The organism is Pseudonocardia sp. CA-107938 (assembly GCF_050936315.1).
In the GTDB taxonomy this organism is placed as follows: domain Bacteria; phylum Actinomycetota; class Actinomycetes; order Mycobacteriales; family Pseudonocardiaceae; genus Pseudonocardia.
In genome coordinates, this window is record NZ_JBNJNA010000001.1 from 4,961,172 (window position 1) to 4,979,905 (window position 18,734).

Consider the following 18,734-nt stretch of genomic DNA (forward strand, 5'->3'; position numbering starts at 1 on the left):
AGGAGCAGCATGATCTTCCGGAGTCCCTACCCCGACGTCACCGTGCCGCCGGTCGGCCTGCCCGAGTTCCTCCTCGGCGGGCTGACCGCTGACGATGCCGGGCGCGTCGCCATCGTCGACGCGGTCACCGGCGAGACCCTCCGCTACGGCGAGCTGGCCGACGGGGTCGCCCGGATCGCCGGCGCGCTCGCCGCGCGGAGCGTCGGGCGCGGCGACGTGGCGGGGCTGTTCGCCCCGAACTGCGCGGCATACCCGCTCGCGTTCCACGGGATCCTCGCGTCCGGCGCCGCCGCGTCGCCGATCAACGCGCTCTACACCCCGGCCGAGCTCGCCCACCAGCTGCGCGACTCGGGGGCGCGCGTCCTGTTCAGCCCGCCCGGCGGGGTCGAGCGGGCGCGGGTGGCGGTGGCCGAGCCGGGCGTGCGCATCACCGAGATCGTCGTGCTCGGCGATCCGGTACCCGGCCGCGGGCCGGTGCCCGAGACCGGCGTGGCCGATCTGCTGGCGGCGCACGAGCCGGTGCCGTACGCCGCGGTCGACGGCGAGGACCTCGCGGCCCTGCCGTACTCGTCGGGCACGACGGGTCTGCCGAAGGGTGTGCAGCTCACCCACCGCAACCTGGTCGCCAACCTGCTGCAGATGCAGCCGCTGGTTCGGACCAGCCCGGGGTCCCGGCTGCTCACCGCGGTGCCGCTGTTCCACATCTACGGCCTGACCGGGATCATGAACGGAGCGCTGCACCGCCGCGCCGGCGTGGTGACGCTGCCGCGCTTCGACCTGGCGCAGTTCCTCGGCGCCATCGCCGAGCACCGGGTCGACCACGTCTTCATCGCTCCGCCGGTGGCCCTCGCGCTCGCGCACCACCCGCTGGTGGACGCCTACGACATGAGCAGCGTCGAGATCGTCATGTCGGCCGCGGCGCCGCTGGACGCGGCCCTCGCCAGGCGCGTCGAGACCCGGCTCGGGGCCACGGTGGTGCAGGGCTACGGGCTGACCGAGTCCAGCCCGTGCACCCACGGGATCCCGGTCGAGCGCACCGACCTCGACCGCGGGTCGATCGGGCTGCCGATGCCGAACGTCGAAGCCCGCGTGGTCGATCCCGGCACCGGCGAGGACGCTGCGCCGGGGGAGCGGGGCGAGCTGTGGTGCCGGGGCCCGAACATCATGCGCGGCTACCTGAACAACCCCGACGCGACCGCCGCGGCCGTCGACGAGGAGGGCTGGCTGCACACCGGCGACCTCGTCACCGTCGACGCCGACGGCGCGTTCCACGTGGTCGACCGGCTGAAGGAGCTGATCAAGTACAAGGGCTACCAGGTGGCGCCGGCCGAGCTGGAGTCCGTGCTCCTGCGCCACGACGGCGTGGCCGATGCCGCGGTGATCGGCGTCCGTGACGGCGACGGCCAGGAGATCCCCAAGGCCTTCGTCGTGCGGTCGGCCACCTGCCCCGAGCTCGACGCCGACGCGGTGATGGGCTTCGTCGCCGCGCAGGTGGCGCCGTACAAGAAGGTGCGGGCGGTGGAGTTCGTCGACGCCATCCCGAAGTCCGCGGCCGGCAAGATCCTCCGCAAGGAGCTGCGGGCCCGCGCGGCCGGTCCGGTCGTGACGGCATGACGGAGCAGCGCATGGACACCGAGTACCCGCACCTGCTCGCCCCGCTGGACCTGGGCTTCCTTACCCTGCCCAACCGGGTCCTCATGGGCTCCATGCACACCGGACTCGAGGACGATCCGGCCGACGCGCCGAAGCTGGCCGCGTACTTCGCCGAGCGGGCCCGCGGCGGGGTCGGGCTGATGGTGACGGGTGGCTACGCCCCGCACCCGCAGGGCGTCCTCGGTGCGGGTGGCTCGCTGCTCGACGACCCCGCCCAGCTGCCGGCCCACCGGATCGTCACCGACTCCGTGCACGAGGCAGGCGGGCGCATCGCCCTGCAGATCCTGCACGCCGGCCGGTACTCCAAGCAGCCCGACCTCGTCGCGCCGTCGGCGAGCAGGGCGCCGATCAACCGGTTCGCCCCGCGGCCGCTGGAGGAGCACGAGGTCCTCGAGCACATCGAGTCGTTCGCCGCCTGTGCCGTGCTCGCCCGCGACGGCGGCTACGACGGCGTCGAGATCATGGGCTCGGAGGGCTACCTGATCAACGAGTTCCTCGCGCCGCGGACCAACCACCGCACCGACGACTGGGGCGGCACACCGGAGAACCGGCGGCGGTTCGCCGTCGAGGTGGTGCGCCGGGTCCGGGACGCCGTCGGGCCCGACTTCCTGGTGATCTACCGGATCTCGCTCGCCGACCTCGTCGAGGGCGGGCAGACGTGGGACGAGATCGTCGCGCTCGGGCAGGAGGTCGCGGCGGCCGGCGCGACGCTGCTCAACACGGGGATCGGCTGGCACGAGTCGCAGGTGCCGACCATCGCGACCTCGGTGCCGCGGGCGGCGTTCACGTCGTTCACCGCGCGGTTGCGCCCGCACGTGCCGGTGCCGGTGATCACGTCGAACCGGATCAACATGCCGCAGGTGGCCGAGGAGGTGCTCGCCCGCGGCGACGCCGACATGGTGTCGATGGCGCGGCCGCTCCTGGCCGACCCGGAGTGGATCCGCAAGGCGGCCGGCGGCCGGACCGACGAGATCAACACCTGCATCGCCTGCAACCAGGCCTGCCTGGACCACGTGTTCGACGAGGGGAAGGCCAGCTGCCTGGTCAACCCGCGGGCCGGCCGGGAGACCGAGCTCGTGCTCGGGCCGGCGCGGCGCGCGAAGCGCGTCGCAGTGGTGGGCGCCGGACCGGCCGGGCTCTCCGCAGCGGTCACCGCCGCGTCGCGGGGGCACCGGGTCGACCTGTTCGAGGCCGGCGAGACGGTCGGCGGCCAGTTCGACCTGGCGCGCCGGATCCCGGGCAAGGAGGAGTTCGCCGAGACCATCCGCTACTACCTCCGCCAGATCGAGCTCACCGGTGTGGCGTTGCACCTGGGCCGGCGGGTCACGGCGGCCGACCTGGCCGACCACGACGAGGTCGTGCTCGCGACCGGCGTCACGGCACGCGTGCCGGACATCCCCGGCATCGACCACCCGATGGTCGTCACCTACCCGCAGGCGCTGCGCGGCGAGGTCCCGATCGGCGCCCGGGTCGCGGTGATCGGCGCCGGTGGCGTCGGGGTGGACGTCAGCGAGTTCCTCACCCACCCGGAATCGCCCACCCTCGACCTGGCCGCCTGGCGACGGGAGTGGGGCGTCACCGACCCCGAGTCCGCGGCCGGCGCCCTGCGCGCAGCGGAGCCCGAGCCATCGCCCCGGACCGTGTACCTGCTGCAGCGGACCGGCGGCCGCATCGGCACGCGGCTCGGCAAGACCACCGGGTGGGTGCACCGGGCCGCGCTCGCCGCCAAGGGCGTCGAGCTGGTCAGCGGCGTGAACTACGAGAAGATCGACGACGAGGGGCTGCACCTGAGCGCCGGCCCCGAGCACGCCGACGACCGGGTGCTCGCCGTGGACACGATCGTCGTCTGCGCGGGCCAGGAGCCGGTCCGGGACCTGCTCGACGGGCTGCGTGCCGCCGGCCGGCCCGTGCACCTCGTCGGTGGCGCCGACGTCGCTGCCGAACTGGACGCCAAGCGCGCGATCGACCAGGGCACCCGCACCGCCGCGGCGCTCTGAACCACCGGCCGGAGGAGAACCTGTCATGGGAGTGGTCCGATTCGAGCACGCCGACGCACTGGGGGTCCTGGTCGTCGACAACCCGCCGCTGAACCTGATGTCCGCGGACGTGATCGCCGGGTTCGAGGACGCGGTCGGCGCGATCGAGGCGGCACCGATCCGGGCCCTCCTCATCCGCACCGCAGGCCCGCACTTCATGGCAGGTGCCGACGTGCGGGTGTTCCACGAGCGGTCCGCCGCCGACGCCCGGGCGCTGTTCAGCCGCGCGCTGCCCGTGTTCGCGCGGCTCGAGGACCTGCCGGTGCCGACCGTCGTCGCGGTGCAGGGCCTGTGCCTCGCGGCCGGCCTGGAGGTGGTGCTCTGCGCGGACATCGTGGTGGCGGGCGAGTCGGCACGGTTCGCGCAGGTGGAGCGGCACATCGGCACGACGACGCTGCTCGGAGGCATCCACCGCCTGGCCGAACGCGCCGGATCGGCCCGCGCCAAGCAGATCGTCTTCGACGGCGACCAGTACACCGCGCAGCAGTTCGCGGACTGGAACATCGTCAACCACGTGGTGCCCGACGACCAGGTGCTCGACCGCGCCACCGAGCTGGCCCGCCGCTACGCCGGCGGCCCGACCCGGGCGCTGGCCGCGGGCAAGGCTCTGATCCGCCGCTACCTCGACAACGGCGTCCGGGACGCCGACCGCGGCGTGCTGGACAACGGTGCCCCGCTGTTCGAGACCCGCGACATGCAGGCCGGCGTGGCGAAGGTCCTCAGCGGGGGCAGCAGGAACATCCACACGAACACGGACTTCGAAGGCCGGTGACGGCCGCGCCGGCCAGGTGGACATCGCCCCACTCGCGCAGCGCGGCCAGCGCGGTGTCCAGGTCGCGCCCGGCGGGCGTGAGCCGGTACTCGTGCCGCGTCCTGCTGCCGTCCGACCGGTACGGCACCCGGGCGACCAGGCCGGCGTCCACGAGGGTGCAGAGCCTCCTGGTGAGGACGTTGCGCGCGATCCCGAGGTGCGCTGCGAGGTCGTCGAACCGGTGGATCCCGTCCAGGAGGTCCCCGAGGACGAGCACGGTCCACCGGTCGGCGACCAGCTCGGCGGCACGGGCCAGTGAGCTCGGTGCCTTCTCGGGCCATCACATGACGTTAACCTGCTGAGTTGTTTTGAGCAACGCACGAGGAGAGGCAGATGGACGTACTGAGCGACGCGCTGCGCGAGCTGGGCAGCACGTCCAGGCGCCTGCTGGAGCGGGCGGCGCGCACGTCGCCGGTCCCGCCCGCGTTCGGTGTGCCCGCGGAGCTGGACCGGGAGCTGTGGTCCGCGCTCGCCGAACTGGGGCTCCTCGGCCTCGCCGTCCCCGAGGAGCTCGGCGGCTCGGGTGGCGGCGTCACCGAGCTGTGCGTGCTGGCCGAGCAGGTGGGTGCGGCGCTCCCGGCCGTGCCGTTCGCCGGCACGGCCGCGGTCGCCGCCGTGCTCGTCGCCGGCCTCGATGATGGAACTGACGACGGAGTCGCCCGCCAGGTGCTGGCCGACCTCGTGAAGGGCACGCTCGTCGTCGCGCCGGCGTGGGAGACGTTCCCGGCGCAGGTCGTGCCCGGACGGCGCACCGCGCTCCGCGTCAGTGATGGCCGGGTCGACGGCGCGCTCGCGGCGGTGCCGTTCGGGCGCGCTGCGGACCTGGTCCTCGCCTTCGCCGAGCCGCTCACAGCGGTCCTCCTCGACACCAGGAGGGACGGTGTGCAGACACGGGCGGTGGAGTCGCTCGACGTCCGGGAGCCGGTCGCCGCGGTCACCGCGCAGGGCGTGGCCGCGCCGCTCGTCCGGATAGCGGCGTTCCCGGCAGCGCAGATCCAGGTCGCGCTGGCCGCCGAGCTGGTCGGCACGGCGCAGCGCGCACTGGACGGAGCCGTGGCCTACGCCAAGGATCGCCGGCAGTTCGGCCGGCCCATCGGGTCCTTCCAGGCGCTCAAGCACCTCCTCGCGGACCGGCACGTCCAGCTCGACGCGGCCCGGATGCTGGTGCACGCCGCCGCAGAGCTGATCGACGCAGGGGAGAGCAGCGCAGCGGCCGCCACCACCGCGCTCGTCGCGGCGTGCGACGCGGCCGACGTGACGACGGGTGACGCGCTCCAGGTCCACGGCGGGATCGGCTTCACCTGGGAACACCCGTCGCACGTGTACCTGCGCCGAGCCAGGGCGCGGCGCGTCCTGCTCGGCTCCCAGGCCCGCCAGCTCGACGGCCTCGCGCAGCTGCTCCTCGGCCGCTGAGCTGCTCAGTCCTGACATGAGACCCGTATGATTCGACCATGAGGCGGACCTCCTTCGCGAACTGGCCCTGCTCCATCGCGCGCGCGATGGACCTGCTGGGCGACTGGTGGACGCCGCTGGTGCTGCGTGAGGCCTTCTACGGCATCACGCGCTTCGACGACTTCCACGCCGGTCTCAACATCGCCCGCAACACCCTGGCCGACCGGCTGAAGACGCTCGTCGCCGAAGGTTTGATGGAGAAACGGCCCTACCAGACCGAGCCGGTCCGCTACGACTACGTGCTCACCCGGAAGGGGCGCGAGTTCTTCCCGGTGCTGGTGGCGCTGCAGCAGTGGGGCGACCACTGGCTGGCCGACGAGGCGGGTCCACCCATCGTCCTGCACCACGAGCGGTGCGGGCACGACGCCGAGGCCACGGTCGTCTGCAGCCACTGCAACGAGCCCATGACCTCGGCGGACACGACGCTGCACCTCGGGCCCGGCTATCCCGAGCGGCTGACCCGGCGCGAGGACGTCCGGCGGCGCTTCGGTCTGGACCCGTCACCGGGCGCGCCCGTCGAGAATGCTGGTTGACCGGCATCGGCGCACCCTCGATCCCGAATGGTGGCCGCACAGTCAGAGCAGGCCCTCGCCGCGGGCGTTGGCGATGAGCTGGACCCGGTTGCGGGCGGCGAGCTTGTGCATCACGGTGCGCAGGTAGGTCTTGACGGTGTTGATCGACAGGTTCAGCTCGGCGCCGATCTCGAGGTTGGTGTGGCCGGCCGCGACGAGCCGCAGGACGTCGTACTCGCGGGCGGTGACCGGCGCGGTGGTCGGCGCGCTCGTCGACACCGTGGTCGACGGGGTGGACGGCGCGGGCGTGTCGCCGTGGAAGGCGCCGGTACGGGCGACGCTGCGGATCGCGTCCCGGATCGCGGTGCTGCCCGCGTGCTTCACCAGGATCCCGCAGGCGCCGGCTGCCAGTGTGGGCGCCACGGCAGCGTGGTCGGGGAACGCGGTGAACAGCAGGATGCGACTGTTCGGGCTGACCCGCAGGATCCTGGGCACGACCTCGGCGGCGAGGTGGTCGGGCAGCCGCAGGTCGAGCAGCACGATGTCGGGACGTTCCGCGGCGCAGACCGTGACAGCGTCGGCGCCGGTGCGGGCGCGGCCGACGACGACCATGTCCGGGTAGCGCTCCAACTGGGCCACGACGCCGTCGTGCACGACCGGGTGGTCGTCCACGACCACGATGCGGGACCGCTCGCGGGTCAGCACGGCAGCCGTGCCCGCCAGATCGTGCCGCCGTCCGGATCGGACACCACGCGCAGGGTTCCGCCCAGCCGGCCCAGCGCTGCGGCGCTGCTGGAGAGCCCGAGTCCCGGCGCGTGGTCGGGGCGCAGGCCCACGCCGTCGTCGTGCACGGCGATCGTCAGCCAGCAACTGCTCCGCTGCACCGACACCACGACGGCGCCGGCCTGGGCGTGCTTCTCGACGTTGAGGAGGGCTTCGCGGACCGCGGTGAGGAGGATGTCGGATCGGGACGGTGCGAGCTCGGGCGCGTCCCCGTCCAGGATGACGAGCTCCGCGGGCACACCGGTGCGGTCGGCGAACGCGGCGCAGTCGGCGCGCAGCGCGACCCCGAGCGCGAGGGCAGCCGGTGAGGACCGCAGCGTGCGCAACGACTCCCGCAGCGCGGTGGCTGCCTCCGCGGCCTGTCCCTGGAGCCGGTCCAGCCGTGCGCGCAGCTCGGGATCGGCCAGTTCCGACTCGGCGAGGTCGGCCACCCCGGACCCGATCGCGAACAGCAGTGCGCCGACGCTGTCGTGGAGGTCGACCGCGAGCCGCTGCCGCTCCTCGTGCACCGCGATCTCCCTGGTCAGCCGGGCGCGTTCGGCCACCGACACCGCCAGCGCGGCGTGCGCCGCGATCGCCGCGGCACGGTCGATGTCGCGGTCGCCGAACGTGCCCTCGTCACGGGGGCCGACCGCAAGGACGCCGAGGGTCACCTCGTCCCGGACCAGCGGGACGGCCAGCACGCGCCGGACCTCCTCGGTGGCGATGTGCCGGTCGAAGTCGTGCGTGATCTCGTTGCTGGCGAAGTAGTCGTCGACCCACTCGGCTCGTCCCGAGTGGTGCACCTTGCCGGTCAGGCCGGACCTGGGCGGCACCTGCAGCGCTCGGAGGACCCCGGTCCGGTCACCGGTGAGGTGCTCGAGCGTCAGCATGCCGGACGCGTCGGGACGCGCCGTCCAGGCCACCTCCGAGCCGACGACGAGCAGTGCCAGTGCCCGCCTCAGCGCCTCGCCGCGGTCCAGCGCCGCGAGCAGCTCCGCGTACTCATCGCCGAGGTCGAGGAGTGGGTGTGCCCGCACCCCGCGATTCTGCGCAGCTCGCGAAACGACCCGGTACGCCCGATCGGGTGTGCCGCGCGCTGCGCCGGAGTGCGAGGGTCGGTCGCTCCCATCGCTGCGAGGAACGAGGCCACCAGTGCTCGACGTCACGATCGAACACGATGTGCCGGCCACGATGCGCGACGGCGTCGTGCTGCGGGCCGACGTGTACCGGCCCGCGGCCGACGGGCCGTGGCCCGTGCTGCTGACCCGGCTGCCCTACGGCAAGAACATGCCGATGCTCGCCGGCGCCGTGGATCCGGTCGGGAAGGCGCGGAACGGCTTCATCGTCGTCATCCAGGACACCCGCGGCCGGTTCGCCTCCGACGGCGACTGGGAGCCGTGGACGTTCGAGTCCGACGACGGCTACGACACGGTGCGCTGGGCCGCGTCACTGCCGGGGTCGAACGGGTCGGTCGGGATGTTCGGGGCGAGCTACTTCGGCAACACGCAGTGGATGGCCGCGCTCGCCAAGCCGCCGGAGCTGAAGGCGATCGCGCCCATGATCACCTGGTCCGAGCCCGACGACGGGCTGTTCGCCCGCGGCGGGGCCAGCGAACTGGGCATCTCCGTGTCCTGGTCGCTGACGCAGGGGATCGACACCCTGATGCGCCGCCACGCCGACGACCCGATGGCCCGCGGGCAGGCGCTCAAGGCCCTGGTCGACGACATCGACGCGATCGCGACCACCACCTACTGGGAGCTGCCCGCCGGTCACCATCCCGCGTTCGACCGGCACGGCGTCCCGGAACTGGGCTTCGAACGGTCCCGGCGGGAGCCGGGGTGGAGCGCGTCGTGCCGCGTCGCCGGCCGGCAGTCGGAGGTCGACCTGCCGAGCCTGCACAGCGGTGGCTGGTACGACATCTTCTGCCAGGGCACCCTCGACAACTTCAGCGCGATGCAGGCGGCCGGCCGCCCAGCCACGCTGATCATGGGCCCGTGGTCCCACATCAACCGGATGGGCTACATCGGCGAGGTCAACTACGGGTTGGCCGCCAGCACCGAACTGCTGGGCTTCCGCGGCCGGTACGCCGACCTCGAACTCGGCTGGTTCCGCCGGTGGCTCACTCCGGACGCGCCGGAGGTCGCCGAGGCACCGCAGTCCGAGTTGCCGCCGGTGCTGCTGTTCGTCATGGGCATCAACCAGTGGCGCGAGGAGCAGGAGTGGCCGCTGGCCCGCGCCGTCGACACAGACCTGTTCCTGCGAGCTGGTGGACGGCTCGCCTTCGACGCCCCGCAGGCCGCCGAAGCAACCGACGCGTTCACCTACGACCCCGCCGACCCGGTGCCGACCACCGGTGGCGCGGTGCTGATGTCGAACGAGTTCCCGGCCGGTCCCCTGGACCAGGCCCCGGTCGAGGCACGGCCCGACGTGCTGGTCTACACCAGCGATGTCCTTGCCGAGGACCTCGAGGTCACCGGCCGCGTCCGGGCCCACCTCACCGCCGCGACCGACGCGCCGACCACCGACTGGGTCGTGCGCCTCTGCGACGTCGACACCAACGGCGTCTCCCGCAACGTCGTCGACGGCATCGTGCGCGCGGTGGCGTCCCCGGGCGAGTTCACCGAACAGACCGTCGACCTGTGGTCGACCAGCCACGTGTTCCGCGCCGGCCACCGCCTCCGCGTCCACGTCACCTCCAGCTGCTTCCCTCGCTGGGACCGCAACCTCAACACCGGAGAGCCCATCGAGCAGGGCACGCGCTCACGACCAGCCCAGCAGCAGATCGCCCACGACCCGACGAGGCTCTCCCGGATCGTCCTCCCGGTGGTCCCGGCCCCCGCGACGAGGCAGTAGCTACTTGAAGAGCTGGTCCACACCCCAATACGTCTTGATTCTCCGCAGGTAGGCTCCGGCCAGCCGGATGCCGCCATCGTCGTACACGACCGGGCGTCGGCGCGTCGGCGCGCGTGAGCCGGCTCGCCCCAGGCGTCGAGGATGACTTCCCCGGCACGTGAGGCCGCCGCGCCGCTCAGAACGAGTTCCACCTGCGCGAGGGATCGGTGTCGCAGGTGAACTGCACGGCCGCCAGACCCGCGGTCGGGCTCGTCCCGCCGGCGATGGTGAGGCACTTGCCCGTCTTGACGTTGCGGAGCTGGAAGTTGTCCGTCCCGCTCTGCACCCAGCGGCGTGACGGGTCGGTGTCGCAGTTGTACTGCACCGCCTCGACGTTGTTGTCCGAACTGGTGCCGCCGGCGATGGTGAGGCACTTGCCGCTGCGCAGGTTGCGCAGCTGCACCGACCCGTCGGACTGCGGATCGGTGGCCCACTGGACGAGCGGGCCGGCGCCGCACGGGGTCTGCAGGATGCGGGCGTTGTTCTCCACCGACCCGCCGCTCGGCGTGATGCACTGCGCAGTCTTGGCGTTGGTCAGCTCGCCGGCATCGGGGTAGCTCACGAAGGTCCACTGCCGGGAGGTGTCGGCGTCGCAGTCGTACTGCACGGCCTCGATGTTGTTGTCGGAGCTGGTGCCGCCCGCGATGGTGAGGCACTTGCCGGTCATGACGTTCTTCAGCTGCGTGTTGCCCGCGTAGCTGATCATCTGCCACTGCCGGGACGGGTGTGAGTCGCAGGTGTACTGGACGGCGACGAGGTTGTTGGCGGAGCTGGTGCCGCCGGCGATGGTGAGGCACTTGCCGGTCTTGACGTTGCGGATCTGCACGCCGGCCCCGTACCCGGTGATGTCCCAGCGGCGGGAGGCGTCGTTGTCGCAGGTGAACTGGACGGCGTGGATGTTGTTGTCGGGCAGCGTCCCGCCGGCGATGGTGAGGCACTTGCCGGTCTTGACGTTCTTGATGAAGACGTTGGGCGCGCCGAAGACGGCGGGCGCCGGCCCGCCGCCCAGCGCCTGCCCGTAGGCCGGCGCGGCCAGCAGCATCGCAGCGAGCGCCAGCATCAGCACGGCAGCTCTCCTGAGCATGGGTCCTCCGCAAGGGTCGGCGCCGGGGCCGGCGCGTTCCCCCCGATGCTCGGGACCCGACGTCGTCGGGACACGCGTAGCGGGCTACTCGTCCCTCAGGCCGCGACCGGCTCGGCGGTGGGGGCGTCGAGGAGCCGCATGAACGGCATCGCGGCGAGGGCGAGCGCGATGGCGCCCATGACGGCCGCGCACACGAGCAGCGCGTTCGGCGCGGAGGCGGTGTGCAGCAGCCAGCCGAACCCGAGCGACGCCACCGCGCCCATCAGCGAGCCCTGGGCGGCGCCGAGGCTGCCGACGCGGCCGAGCAGTTCCTGCGGGGTGCGGCTGTAGAAGGCCGTGAACGGCACGGCGAACATCACGCTGAGCACGCCGCCGGCGGCGAAGCTCAGACCGATGGCCGGCAACGAGCCGGGGCTGGTGAGGAAGAGCCCCGCCATCACGACGGCGTAGAGCGTCGTGGCGCCGACCAGCCAGGTCCGCTGGGGCAGCCGCGCCGACCAGGCCGCGAAGGCGACGCCGCCGACCACACCACCGACCGCGCCCGCACCGAGGAAGATCCCCAGTGCGCGGGAGTCCTGCTGGCCGAAGACGAACCAGGCCGGCACCACCAGCGCCGAGATCGGCACGATGACCGCCCCCATCAACGGCCCGACCAGCTGCATCCGGCCCAGGAACGGCTCGTTCCGCAGGAACTGCACGGCCGCGCGCAGGTCGCGGAGCACCTGGCCGGGCGTCATCGGCTGGTCGTGCGTCGGTTCCGGTGTGCGCACCCGGGAGACGAGCGCGATGGCGGCGAGGAACAGCACGGTGGTGACCAGCAGCGTGGCGGCCTCACCCCACACCGCGATCAGCAGGCCGGCGGTGATCGGCCCGACGAACGTCGCGACGCCCTGCAACGTCTGGGTGAGCCCCATGGCCCGGCTGATGGGCACGTCCGCGTCCTCGGCAGCTCTCGGCACCGTGCTGGACTTGGCGATGCCGCCGGGTCCGTCGAAGAACACCCCCAGCACCTGCGTGACGGCGACGAACCACAGCGAGAACCAGCCGAACCACAGCGCGGCCGCGAGCGCGAGCGCGGTGAGGAGGCTCAGCCCGTCGGCGAGCATCGAGACGCGGCGACCGCCGATCCGGTCGGTCACGACGCCGCCGGTCAGGGTGCCCGCCAGCGCGGCGATCCCCATGGCGAAGGCGACCGTGCCCGCGCTCGCGGCGTCGCCGGTGCGGGTGAGGATCAGCCAGGGCACGACGAGCGCGATCACCTGGTTCGCGTACGTCGACACGGACTGCGCCGACATGACGGCGAACAGCTGCCGGGGGCGGATCAGCGTCGTCATGGTTGCTCCTTCGCCTGCTGGTGGGATCCCGGTGCGGGGCCTCACCACCGCTACGAACGGGGGCGACCGGATTCGACACGGAGCTGTGCAGCTCGTCGACGGACAGCCTGGCTGCCCTGCGGGTGAAACCTTTCATCGTTGATCGTCCCGGCGAGCTGCTCAGCAAGTTGTCCTTGACGCGCATCACCTGCAACCCCTATGGTCCCTCGCAATCTGAAACGTTTAAATCGCTCGTCATGACAAAGGGGTCTCGATGAGGAAGACATCCCTGCGCCGTCCCCTCCGGATGATCGCGCTCGCGGCCGGTGCGGCACTGGCCCTCGCGGGGTGCAGCGCCGGCAGCCTCGGTTCGAGCGGGGGCGGCGGCGGCACCGCGCTGACCTTCAGCGTCACCAACAACCAGAGCACGATCAAGGCGGCAGAGAGCGTCGCCAAGGCGTTCATGGCGCAGAACCCGGGCATCACCGTGACCGTCGAGTCCCGGCCGAGCGGCTCCGAGGGCGACAACATCATCAAGACGCGGCTGGCGACCGGCGACATGACCGACCTGTTCCTCTACAACTCCGGGTCGCTGTTCCAGGCCATCGGGCCGGACAAGAACCTGGTGCCGCTCGGCGACCAGCCGTGGGTCGGCGCACTCGAGGAGAACTACAAGCGGGTCGTCACCGCGGGGAACCAGGTGTACGGGGCCCCGTTCGGGCCGCAGCTGACCGGCGCGATCCTCTACAACAAGAAGGTCTACGCCCAGCTGGGCCTGCAGGTCCCGCGCACGTGGGACGCGTTCGTGGCGAACAGCGCGGCCATCAAGGCCGCCGGCATCGACCCGGTCATCCAGACCTACGGCGACACGTACACCTCGCAGCTGTTCGTGCTCGGCGACTTCCACAACGTCGCTGCGGCCGAGCCGGACTTCGCCCAGCGCTACACGGCCGGGCAGGCCAAGTTCGCCACCTCACCGGCCGCGCTGAAGGGCTGGCAGCACCTGCAGCAGCTGCACGACCTCGGCTACTACAACGCCGACTTCCCCACCGCCAAGATGGAGGAGGGGATGCGCAAGCTGGGCGCCGGCAAGGGCGCGCAGTACCCGATGCTCAGCGGCGGCATCGCGACGCTCACCGTCGCCTCCCCGGAGGGGGCCAAGGACATCGGGATCTTCCCGATCCCTGGTGACGACGCCGCCAAGAACGGGCTGACGGTCTGGTCTCCCAGCGGGGTCTACATCCCGAAGACCACCACGGGCGCGAAGCTGGACGCGGCGAAGAAGTTCGAGGCGTTCCTGGCGAGCCCGGCCGGGTGCGACGCGCAGTCCGCGGGTGCCACGCCGACCGGGCCGTACGCCGTCGAGGGCTGCAAGCTGCCCGCCGACGTGCTGCCGGCCACGACCGACTTCCAGACCTACATCGACGGCGGGAAGTACAGCCCCGCGCTGGAGTTCCTGTCCCCGATCAAGGGGCCGGCCCTGGAGCAGATCACCGTCGAGGTCGGCTCCGGCATCCGTCCGGCCGCCGACGGCGCCGCCCTCTACGACCAGGACGTCCACAAGCAGGCCCTGCAGCTCGGGCTGCCGGGTTGGGGCTGACGGCGGCATGACCGTCACGACCACCGCCTCGACGGGTGCGGCCGTCCCTCGCCGGACGGCCGTCCCGTCGGCGGGGCGGCGCCCCCGCAACGCGTACCCGAACTGGTTCTACCTGCCGGCCGCGATCCTCTACACGATCTTCTTCCTGGTGCCGACCTTCGCGTCGTTCTACTTCAGCCTCACCCGCTGGAGCCTGTTCGACGTCCAGTTCATCGGGCTGGACAACTTCGTCCAGTTCTTCCGGGAGCCGGCGCTGGTCACCGGCATGGTCAACACGCTCATCTACGGCGTCGTCACGTCGGGGCTCAAGGTCGTGCTCGGGTTGCTGCTCGGCGTGCTCCTGACCTCGCAGATCATCGCCCGCGGCTTCCTGCGCTCGGTGGTGTTCTTCCCGGTGCTGGTCAGCACGATCGGTGTCGGGATCACCTTCCAGGTCCTCATGGATCCCTTCGGCGGCCCGATCAACGAGGTGCTCGCCGCCGTCGGCATCACGGGACCGGGTTGGCTGACCGACCCGTCGCTGGCGCTGCTGTCGGTGGCGCTGGTCGACGTGTGGAAGGGGGTGGGCCTCGCGACCGTCATCTACATGGCCGGGATCGTCTCCATCCCGCAGGAGTACTTCGAGGCCGCGCGGGTCGACGGCGCGGGACCCTGGCAGCAGTTCCGCAACATCGTGCTGCCGCTGGCCCGCCCGGCGACGGTCACGGTCGTCATCCTGTCGCTGATCGGCGGCCTGCGGTCGTTCGACCTGATCTGGGCGATGACCCGCGGCGGCCCCGGCTTCACCTCCGACGTGATCGCCTCGGTGATCTACAAGCAGTACCAGGCGGGCTTCTACGGCCTGTCCACCGCCGGGAACGTCCTGCTGTTCCTCGTCGTCACCGCGATCGTCGTGCCGCTCTCGCGGTTCCTGAACCGCAAGGAGGTGGACCTGTGAGGACCGCGTCCCGCTACTGGCTCGGCACGGCGGCGATCGTCGCGTTCGCCGTCGTGTTCATCGTCCCGTTCGCGTTCATCCTGCTCACCGCGATGAAGACGCAGCAGGAAGCCGGGTTCCTGGAGTTCAGCTGGCCCACCCAGATCGCGTTCCTCGACAACCTGCGGCAGGCACTCGAAGCCCGCAACTACATCCTCATCATCGCGTTCATCAACAGCACGATCCTCACGGTCTCCAGCGTGGCGATCATGGTGATCCTCGCGGCGATGGTGGGGTTCGTGCTGCAGCGCCGGCGCACCCGCTGGACGGGGTTCATCAACTTCCTCGTGCTCTCCGGGCTGATCATCCCGCCCGCTGTCGTGCCCACGATCTGGGTGCTGCAGGGACTGGGGCTCTTCCGGACGATGCCGGGGCTGATCCTCGTGGAGGTCGCGTACGGGCTGTCGTTCTCGATCCTGCTGTTCCGGGCGTTCGTCGCCACCGTGCCGCGGGAGCTGGACGAGGCCGCGATCATCGACGGGGCCGGGCCGCTGCGGCTGTTCTTCCGGGTGGTCTTCCCGCTGCTGCGGCCGGTGGCCGTCACCGTGATCGTCGTCCAGTCGGTGGTGGTGTTCAACGACTTCACGCACCCGCTCTACTTCCTGCCCGGCGAGCAGAACGCCACGGTGCAGCTCACCCTCTACAACTTCCAGAGCCAGTACGAGACGCAGTACAACCTGCTGTTCACGAACATCCTGCTCATCACCATCCCGCCGCTGGTCATGTACCTGTTCTTCAACCGGCAGATCGTCGCCGGGATGACCGCCGGCGCCATCAAGGGTTAGGGGACGTCGTGCCGTCCGTCGTACGGATCACTGCCGAGTACGCCACCGATCGGACCACCGTCGCCACCGCGCGGCCCCGGCTCTCCTGGGTGACCGAGTCCGACACCCCTGGTTGGCTCCAGGCCGGTGCCGACGTGGAGCTGGACGGCCGGCACGTCGTGCGGCTGGAGGGGCGCGACTCCGTGCTGGTCGACTGGCCCTTCGACCCCATCGCGGCCGGCAGCGTGCACACCGTCCGGGTCCGGGTCACGGGCGCGGACGGTGAGACGTCGACATGGAGCGAGCCGCACGAGATCGTCGCCGGGTTCCTCCCGGACGGGGGCTGGACAGCGCAGCTCGTCGGCCTCGCCGACCCGGCCGTGGACGCGCAACCTGCGCTCGTGCGGGCCGGGTTCACGGTCGACGGCCCGGTCCGCCGGGCCACCCTGTACGCCACCGCCCACGGCGTGTACCAGGTCGAGGTCAACGGCCGCGAGGTCGACGACGAGGTGCTCAAGCCCGGCTGGACGCCGTACGAGCAGCGGCTGGTGCACGAGACGACGGACGTCACGGCGCTGGTGGTCGAGGGCGAGAACGCCGTGGGCGTGTGGCTCTCGGGCGGCTGGTTCTGCGAGCAGTTCGGCTTCCGGGCGGCGCAGCGTCGGCACTACGGGACGCAGCCCGCCGTCGCCGTCCAGCTGGTGATCGAGTACGCCGACGGTCGTTCCAGCACCGTGGCGAGCGGGCCGGACTGGCGCGCCACCGGGGACGGGCCGATCACGGCGGGCGGCATCTACGCGGGCGAGTCGTACGACGCGCGGCGCGCGCTGCCCGGCTGGTCCGCACCGGGCTTCGACGACTCCGGCTGGGCGCCGGTGCGGGTGGACGAGACGGCGGTGGTGCCCCAGGCGCGCACCGCGCCGGGCGCCCGCCGCACCGAGGAGGTGCCGGTCCGCGAGGTCCTGACCACCCCGAGCGGTGCCACCGTCCTCGACTTCGGGCAGAACCTCGTCGGCTGGCTGCGGGTCACCGTCAGCGGCGAGCGCGGCCGGCAGATCGTGCTGCGCCACGCCGAGGTGCTGGAGCACGGCGAGCTGTGCACCCGACCGTTGCGCCGGGCCGAGGCGACCGACCGCATCACGCTCGCCGGTGGGGGACCGGAGACGTGGGAGCCGCGCTCGACGTTCCACGGCTTCCGCTACGTGCAGGTCGACGGCTGGCCCGGCGAGCTGGATCCCGCCGACGTCGTCGCCGTCGTGGTGCACTCCGACCTGCGCCGGACGGGGTGGTTCGAGAGCTCGTCCGAGCTGGTGAACAGGCTGCACGAGAACGTGGTCTGGGGGATGCGGGGCAACTTCCTGCACGTGCCCACCGACTGCCCGCAACGCGACGAGCGGCTCGGCTGGACCGGCGACATCCAGGTCTTCTCGCCGACCGCCACCTACCTGTTCGACTGCGATGGCTTCCTCGCCTCGTGGCTCACCGACCTCGGGCTGGAGCAGCGCGCGCAGGGCGGCGTCGTGCCCTTCGTCGTCCCGAACGTCCTGGGCAACGCGGCCGTCCCGGCGGCCGCGTGGGGCGACGCGGCCACCGTGATCCCGCACGTGCTGCACGAGCGGTTCGGCGACCTGGGCGTCGTCGCCGCGCAGTACGACAGCATGCGCGACTGGGTGGAGGTGCTGCTCGCGCTGGCCGGGCCGCGGCTGCTGTGGGAGGGCCGGTTCCAGTTCGGCGACTGGCTCGATCCCGCCGCCCCGCCGGAGCGGCCCGGCGACGCCACCACCGACCGTGACCTAGTGGCGAGCGCGCACCTGTTCCGCTCCACCGACCTGCTCGCCCGCGCCGCCGCGCTGCTCGGCCGCGAGGACGACGCGGCGCACTACCGCAAGCTCGCCGAGGACGTGCGGGTCACGTTCGTCCGCGAGTACGTCACGCCGGCCGGGCGGATCATGTCCGACACCCAGACCGCCTACGCGATGGCGCTGGTGTACGGCATCGTGACCGAGCCGGACGAGCGCCGCGCGATGGGGGAGCGCCTGGCCGAGCTCGTGCGCGTCGCCGGCTACCGCGTCGCCACCGGCTTCGTCGGCACCCCGATCGTGCAGGACGCGCTCACCGCCACCGGGCACCTGGACGCGGCCGCCCGGATGCTGCTGCAGACCGAGTGCCCGTCATGGCTCTACCCGGTGACGATGGGCGCCACGACGGTCTGGGAGCGGTGGGACAGCATGCTCCCGGACGGCACCGTGAACCCGGGCCAGATGACCTCCTTCAACCACTACGCCTTCGGGGCCATCGCCGACTGGATGCACCGCGTGGTCGGGGGCCTGGCGCCGGCCGCGCCGGGCTACCGGGAGCTCGACATCGCGCCGCAACCGCTGCCCGGCCTCGCGTGGGCGCGCACCGCGCACGAGACGCCGTACGGGCGGGCGTCGGCGGGCTGGGAGCGGCGCGGCGACACCATCGTCGTCGACGCCGTGGTGCCCGCGAACACCACGGCGACGGTGCGCCTGCCCGGGGGTGAGCCGGTCTCCGTCGGCTCGGGCACCCACCGGTGGGAGATCCCGGCACCGCCCGCCGGCGACGCACCGGGGCCGGTCACCCTCGACACACCGCTCGCCGACGTGATCGACGACCAGGAGGCGTTCGACGCGGTCCTGCACGCCTTCCGCGTCCGGGACGCGTCGACGGTGCGGGAGTTCCTCGACCAGACCCGGTGGCTGCCGCACCTCTCGCTCGGCCACGCGCTCGCCCGCGTGCCGGCGGAGATCCGCGAGGACGTCCGCGCCGCGATGGAGACGGTCAGCAGGGGCCGAGCGGGGTAGGAGTGCGGTGGTCGTGCCGGGTCGGGCCCGTCGACGGCTGGCGCGTGCGGG

15 protein-coding genes are annotated in these 18,734 nt (G+C 72.2%); 10 read left to right on the forward strand and 5 right to left on the reverse strand.

Annotation, left to right across the window (positions count from 1 at the left end; all coding sequences use genetic code 11):
* Positions 1-9: 9 nt before the first annotated feature.
* The 3 genes from ACQEVB_RS24565 to ACQEVB_RS24575 are packed head-to-tail and all read left to right on the forward strand — an operon-like array spanning position 10 to position 4,461.
* The gene (locus ACQEVB_RS24565) at positions 10-1,614 is read left to right on the forward strand and encodes an AMP-binding protein (RefSeq protein ID WP_432975421.1); all 1,605 of its coding nucleotides are present in this window, start codon (positions 10-12) and stop codon (positions 1,612-1,614) included.
* The gene (locus ACQEVB_RS24570; RefSeq protein ID WP_432975424.1) at positions 1,611-3,650 is read left to right on the forward strand and encodes an FAD-dependent oxidoreductase; all 2,040 of its coding nucleotides are present in this window, start codon (positions 1,611-1,613) and stop codon (positions 3,648-3,650) included. Before ACQEVB_RS24565 ends, ACQEVB_RS24570 begins: the two co-directional genes overlap by 4 nt.
* Positions 3,651-3,675: 25 nt before the next feature.
* Positions 3,676-4,461: an enoyl-CoA hydratase/isomerase family protein gene (locus tag ACQEVB_RS24575; RefSeq protein ID WP_432975427.1), complete on the forward strand. Its 786-nt coding sequence runs from the start codon at positions 3,676-3,678 to the stop codon at positions 4,459-4,461.
* Here the strand turns inward: ACQEVB_RS24575 and ACQEVB_RS24580 are convergent.
* Complete coding sequence (locus tag ACQEVB_RS24580; protein ID WP_432980540.1) at positions 4,409-4,756, reverse strand: winged helix-turn-helix transcriptional regulator; 348 nt, start codon at positions 4,754-4,756, stop codon at positions 4,409-4,411. The genes ACQEVB_RS24575 and ACQEVB_RS24580 overlap by 53 nt on opposite strands.
* A gap of 77 nt (positions 4,757-4,833) precedes the next feature.
* Here ACQEVB_RS24580 and ACQEVB_RS24585 point away from each other — a divergent pair, with 77 nt between their 5' ends.
* The gene (locus tag ACQEVB_RS24585) at positions 4,834-5,913 is read left to right on the forward strand and encodes an acyl-CoA dehydrogenase family protein (RefSeq protein WP_432975430.1); all 1,080 of its coding nucleotides are present in this window, start codon (positions 4,834-4,836) and stop codon (positions 5,911-5,913) included.
* Positions 5,914-5,951: 38 nt separating this feature from the next.
* Positions 5,952-6,485, forward strand: coding sequence for a winged helix-turn-helix transcriptional regulator (locus tag ACQEVB_RS24590; protein ID WP_432975433.1), 534 nt, complete (start codon positions 5,952-5,954; stop codon positions 6,483-6,485).
* 42 nt (positions 6,486-6,527) lie between these two features.
* Here ACQEVB_RS24590 and ACQEVB_RS24595 read toward each other — a convergent pair whose 3' ends face one another.
* Both ACQEVB_RS24595 and ACQEVB_RS24600 read right to left on the reverse strand, forming a co-directional pair.
* Positions 6,528-7,169, reverse strand: coding sequence for a response regulator transcription factor (locus tag ACQEVB_RS24595; protein ID WP_432975436.1), 642 nt, complete (start codon positions 7,167-7,169; stop codon positions 6,528-6,530).
* On the reverse strand, positions 7,163-8,266 hold the full coding sequence (locus ACQEVB_RS24600) for a GAF domain-containing sensor histidine kinase (protein ID WP_432975439.1): 1,104 nt from the start codon (positions 8,264-8,266) through the stop codon (positions 7,163-7,165). The genes ACQEVB_RS24595 and ACQEVB_RS24600 overlap by 7 nt, the downstream gene beginning before the upstream one ends.
* 115 nt (positions 8,267-8,381) lie before the next feature.
* Between ACQEVB_RS24600 and ACQEVB_RS24605 the strand changes: the two genes are divergently transcribed.
* Positions 8,382-10,082 (forward strand): CocE/NonD family hydrolase, encoded by a 1,701-nt coding sequence (locus ACQEVB_RS24605; protein WP_432975442.1) that lies wholly within the window; start codon positions 8,382-8,384, stop codon positions 10,080-10,082.
* Positions 10,083-10,257: 175 nt separating this feature from the next.
* On the opposite strand, the gene ACQEVB_RS24610 is transcribed toward ACQEVB_RS24605, so the two are convergent.
* Together ACQEVB_RS24610 and ACQEVB_RS24615 are read right to left on the reverse strand one after the other, a co-directional pair.
* Entirely contained in the window at positions 10,258-11,205 is a 948-nt protein-coding gene (locus tag ACQEVB_RS24610; RefSeq protein ID WP_432975445.1) for an RICIN domain-containing protein, read from the reverse strand.
* A gap of 95 nt (positions 11,206-11,300) precedes the next feature.
* Positions 11,301-12,539, reverse strand: a complete 1,239-nt coding sequence (locus ACQEVB_RS24615) for an MFS transporter (protein WP_432975448.1) — start codon at positions 12,537-12,539, stop codon at positions 11,301-11,303.
* A 253-nt stretch (positions 12,540-12,792) separates the two neighbouring features.
* Here ACQEVB_RS24615 and ACQEVB_RS24620 point away from each other — a divergent pair, with 253 nt between their 5' ends.
* From ACQEVB_RS24620 to ACQEVB_RS24635, 4 genes are read left to right on the forward strand one after another with little or no spacing between them, the layout of a single operon-like run.
* The gene (locus ACQEVB_RS24620) at positions 12,793-14,118 is read left to right on the forward strand and encodes an ABC transporter substrate-binding protein (RefSeq protein WP_432975451.1); all 1,326 of its coding nucleotides are present in this window, start codon (positions 12,793-12,795) and stop codon (positions 14,116-14,118) included.
* 7 nt (positions 14,119-14,125) lie between these two features.
* A complete protein-coding gene (locus ACQEVB_RS24625; RefSeq protein WP_432975454.1) occupies positions 14,126-15,055 on the forward strand; it encodes a carbohydrate ABC transporter permease in 930 nt (309 codons plus the stop codon).
* Positions 15,052-15,879 carry a carbohydrate ABC transporter permease gene (locus tag ACQEVB_RS24630; protein WP_432975457.1) on the forward strand — a complete coding sequence of 276 codons (828 nt, stop codon included), beginning with the start codon at positions 15,052-15,054 and terminating at the stop codon, positions 15,877-15,879. Before ACQEVB_RS24625 ends, ACQEVB_RS24630 begins: the two co-directional genes overlap by 4 nt.
* Positions 15,880-15,887: 8 nt before the next feature.
* Positions 15,888-18,683, forward strand: a complete 2,796-nt coding sequence (locus ACQEVB_RS24635; RefSeq protein WP_432975460.1) for a glycoside hydrolase family 78 protein — start codon at positions 15,888-15,890, stop codon at positions 18,681-18,683.
* The last annotated feature ends 51 nt before the right edge of the window (positions 18,684-18,734 follow it).

Excerpts from the sequence above, each read along its gene's own strand:
- ACQEVB_RS24625 (WP_432975454.1), top strand. The coding sequence starts at position 14,126 with ATGACCGTCACGACCACCGCCTCGACGGGTGCGGCCGTCCCTCGCCGG.
- ACQEVB_RS24620 (WP_432975451.1), top strand. The coding sequence starts at position 12,793 with ATGAGGAAGACATCCCTGCGCCGTCCCCTCCGGATGATCGCGCTCGCG.
- ACQEVB_RS24570 (WP_432975424.1), top strand. The coding sequence starts at position 1,611 with ATGACGGAGCAGCGCATGGACACCGAGTACCCGCACCTGCTCGCCCCG.
- ACQEVB_RS24565 (WP_432975421.1), top strand. The coding sequence starts at position 10 with ATGATCTTCCGGAGTCCCTACCCCGACGTCACCGTGCCGCCGGTCGGC.
- ACQEVB_RS24615 (WP_432975448.1), bottom strand. The coding sequence starts at position 12,539 with ATGACGACGCTGATCCGCCCCCGGCAGCTGTTCGCCGTCATGTCGGCG.
- ACQEVB_RS24585 (WP_432975430.1), top strand. The coding sequence starts at position 4,834 with ATGGACGTACTGAGCGACGCGCTGCGCGAGCTGGGCAGCACGTCCAGG.
- ACQEVB_RS24575 (WP_432975427.1), top strand. The coding sequence starts at position 3,676 with ATGGGAGTGGTCCGATTCGAGCACGCCGACGCACTGGGGGTCCTGGTC.
- ACQEVB_RS24610 (WP_432975445.1), bottom strand. The coding sequence starts at position 11,205 with ATGCTCAGGAGAGCTGCCGTGCTGATGCTGGCGCTCGCTGCGATGCTG.
- ACQEVB_RS24590 (WP_432975433.1), top strand. The coding sequence starts at position 5,952 with ATGAGGCGGACCTCCTTCGCGAACTGGCCCTGCTCCATCGCGCGCGCG.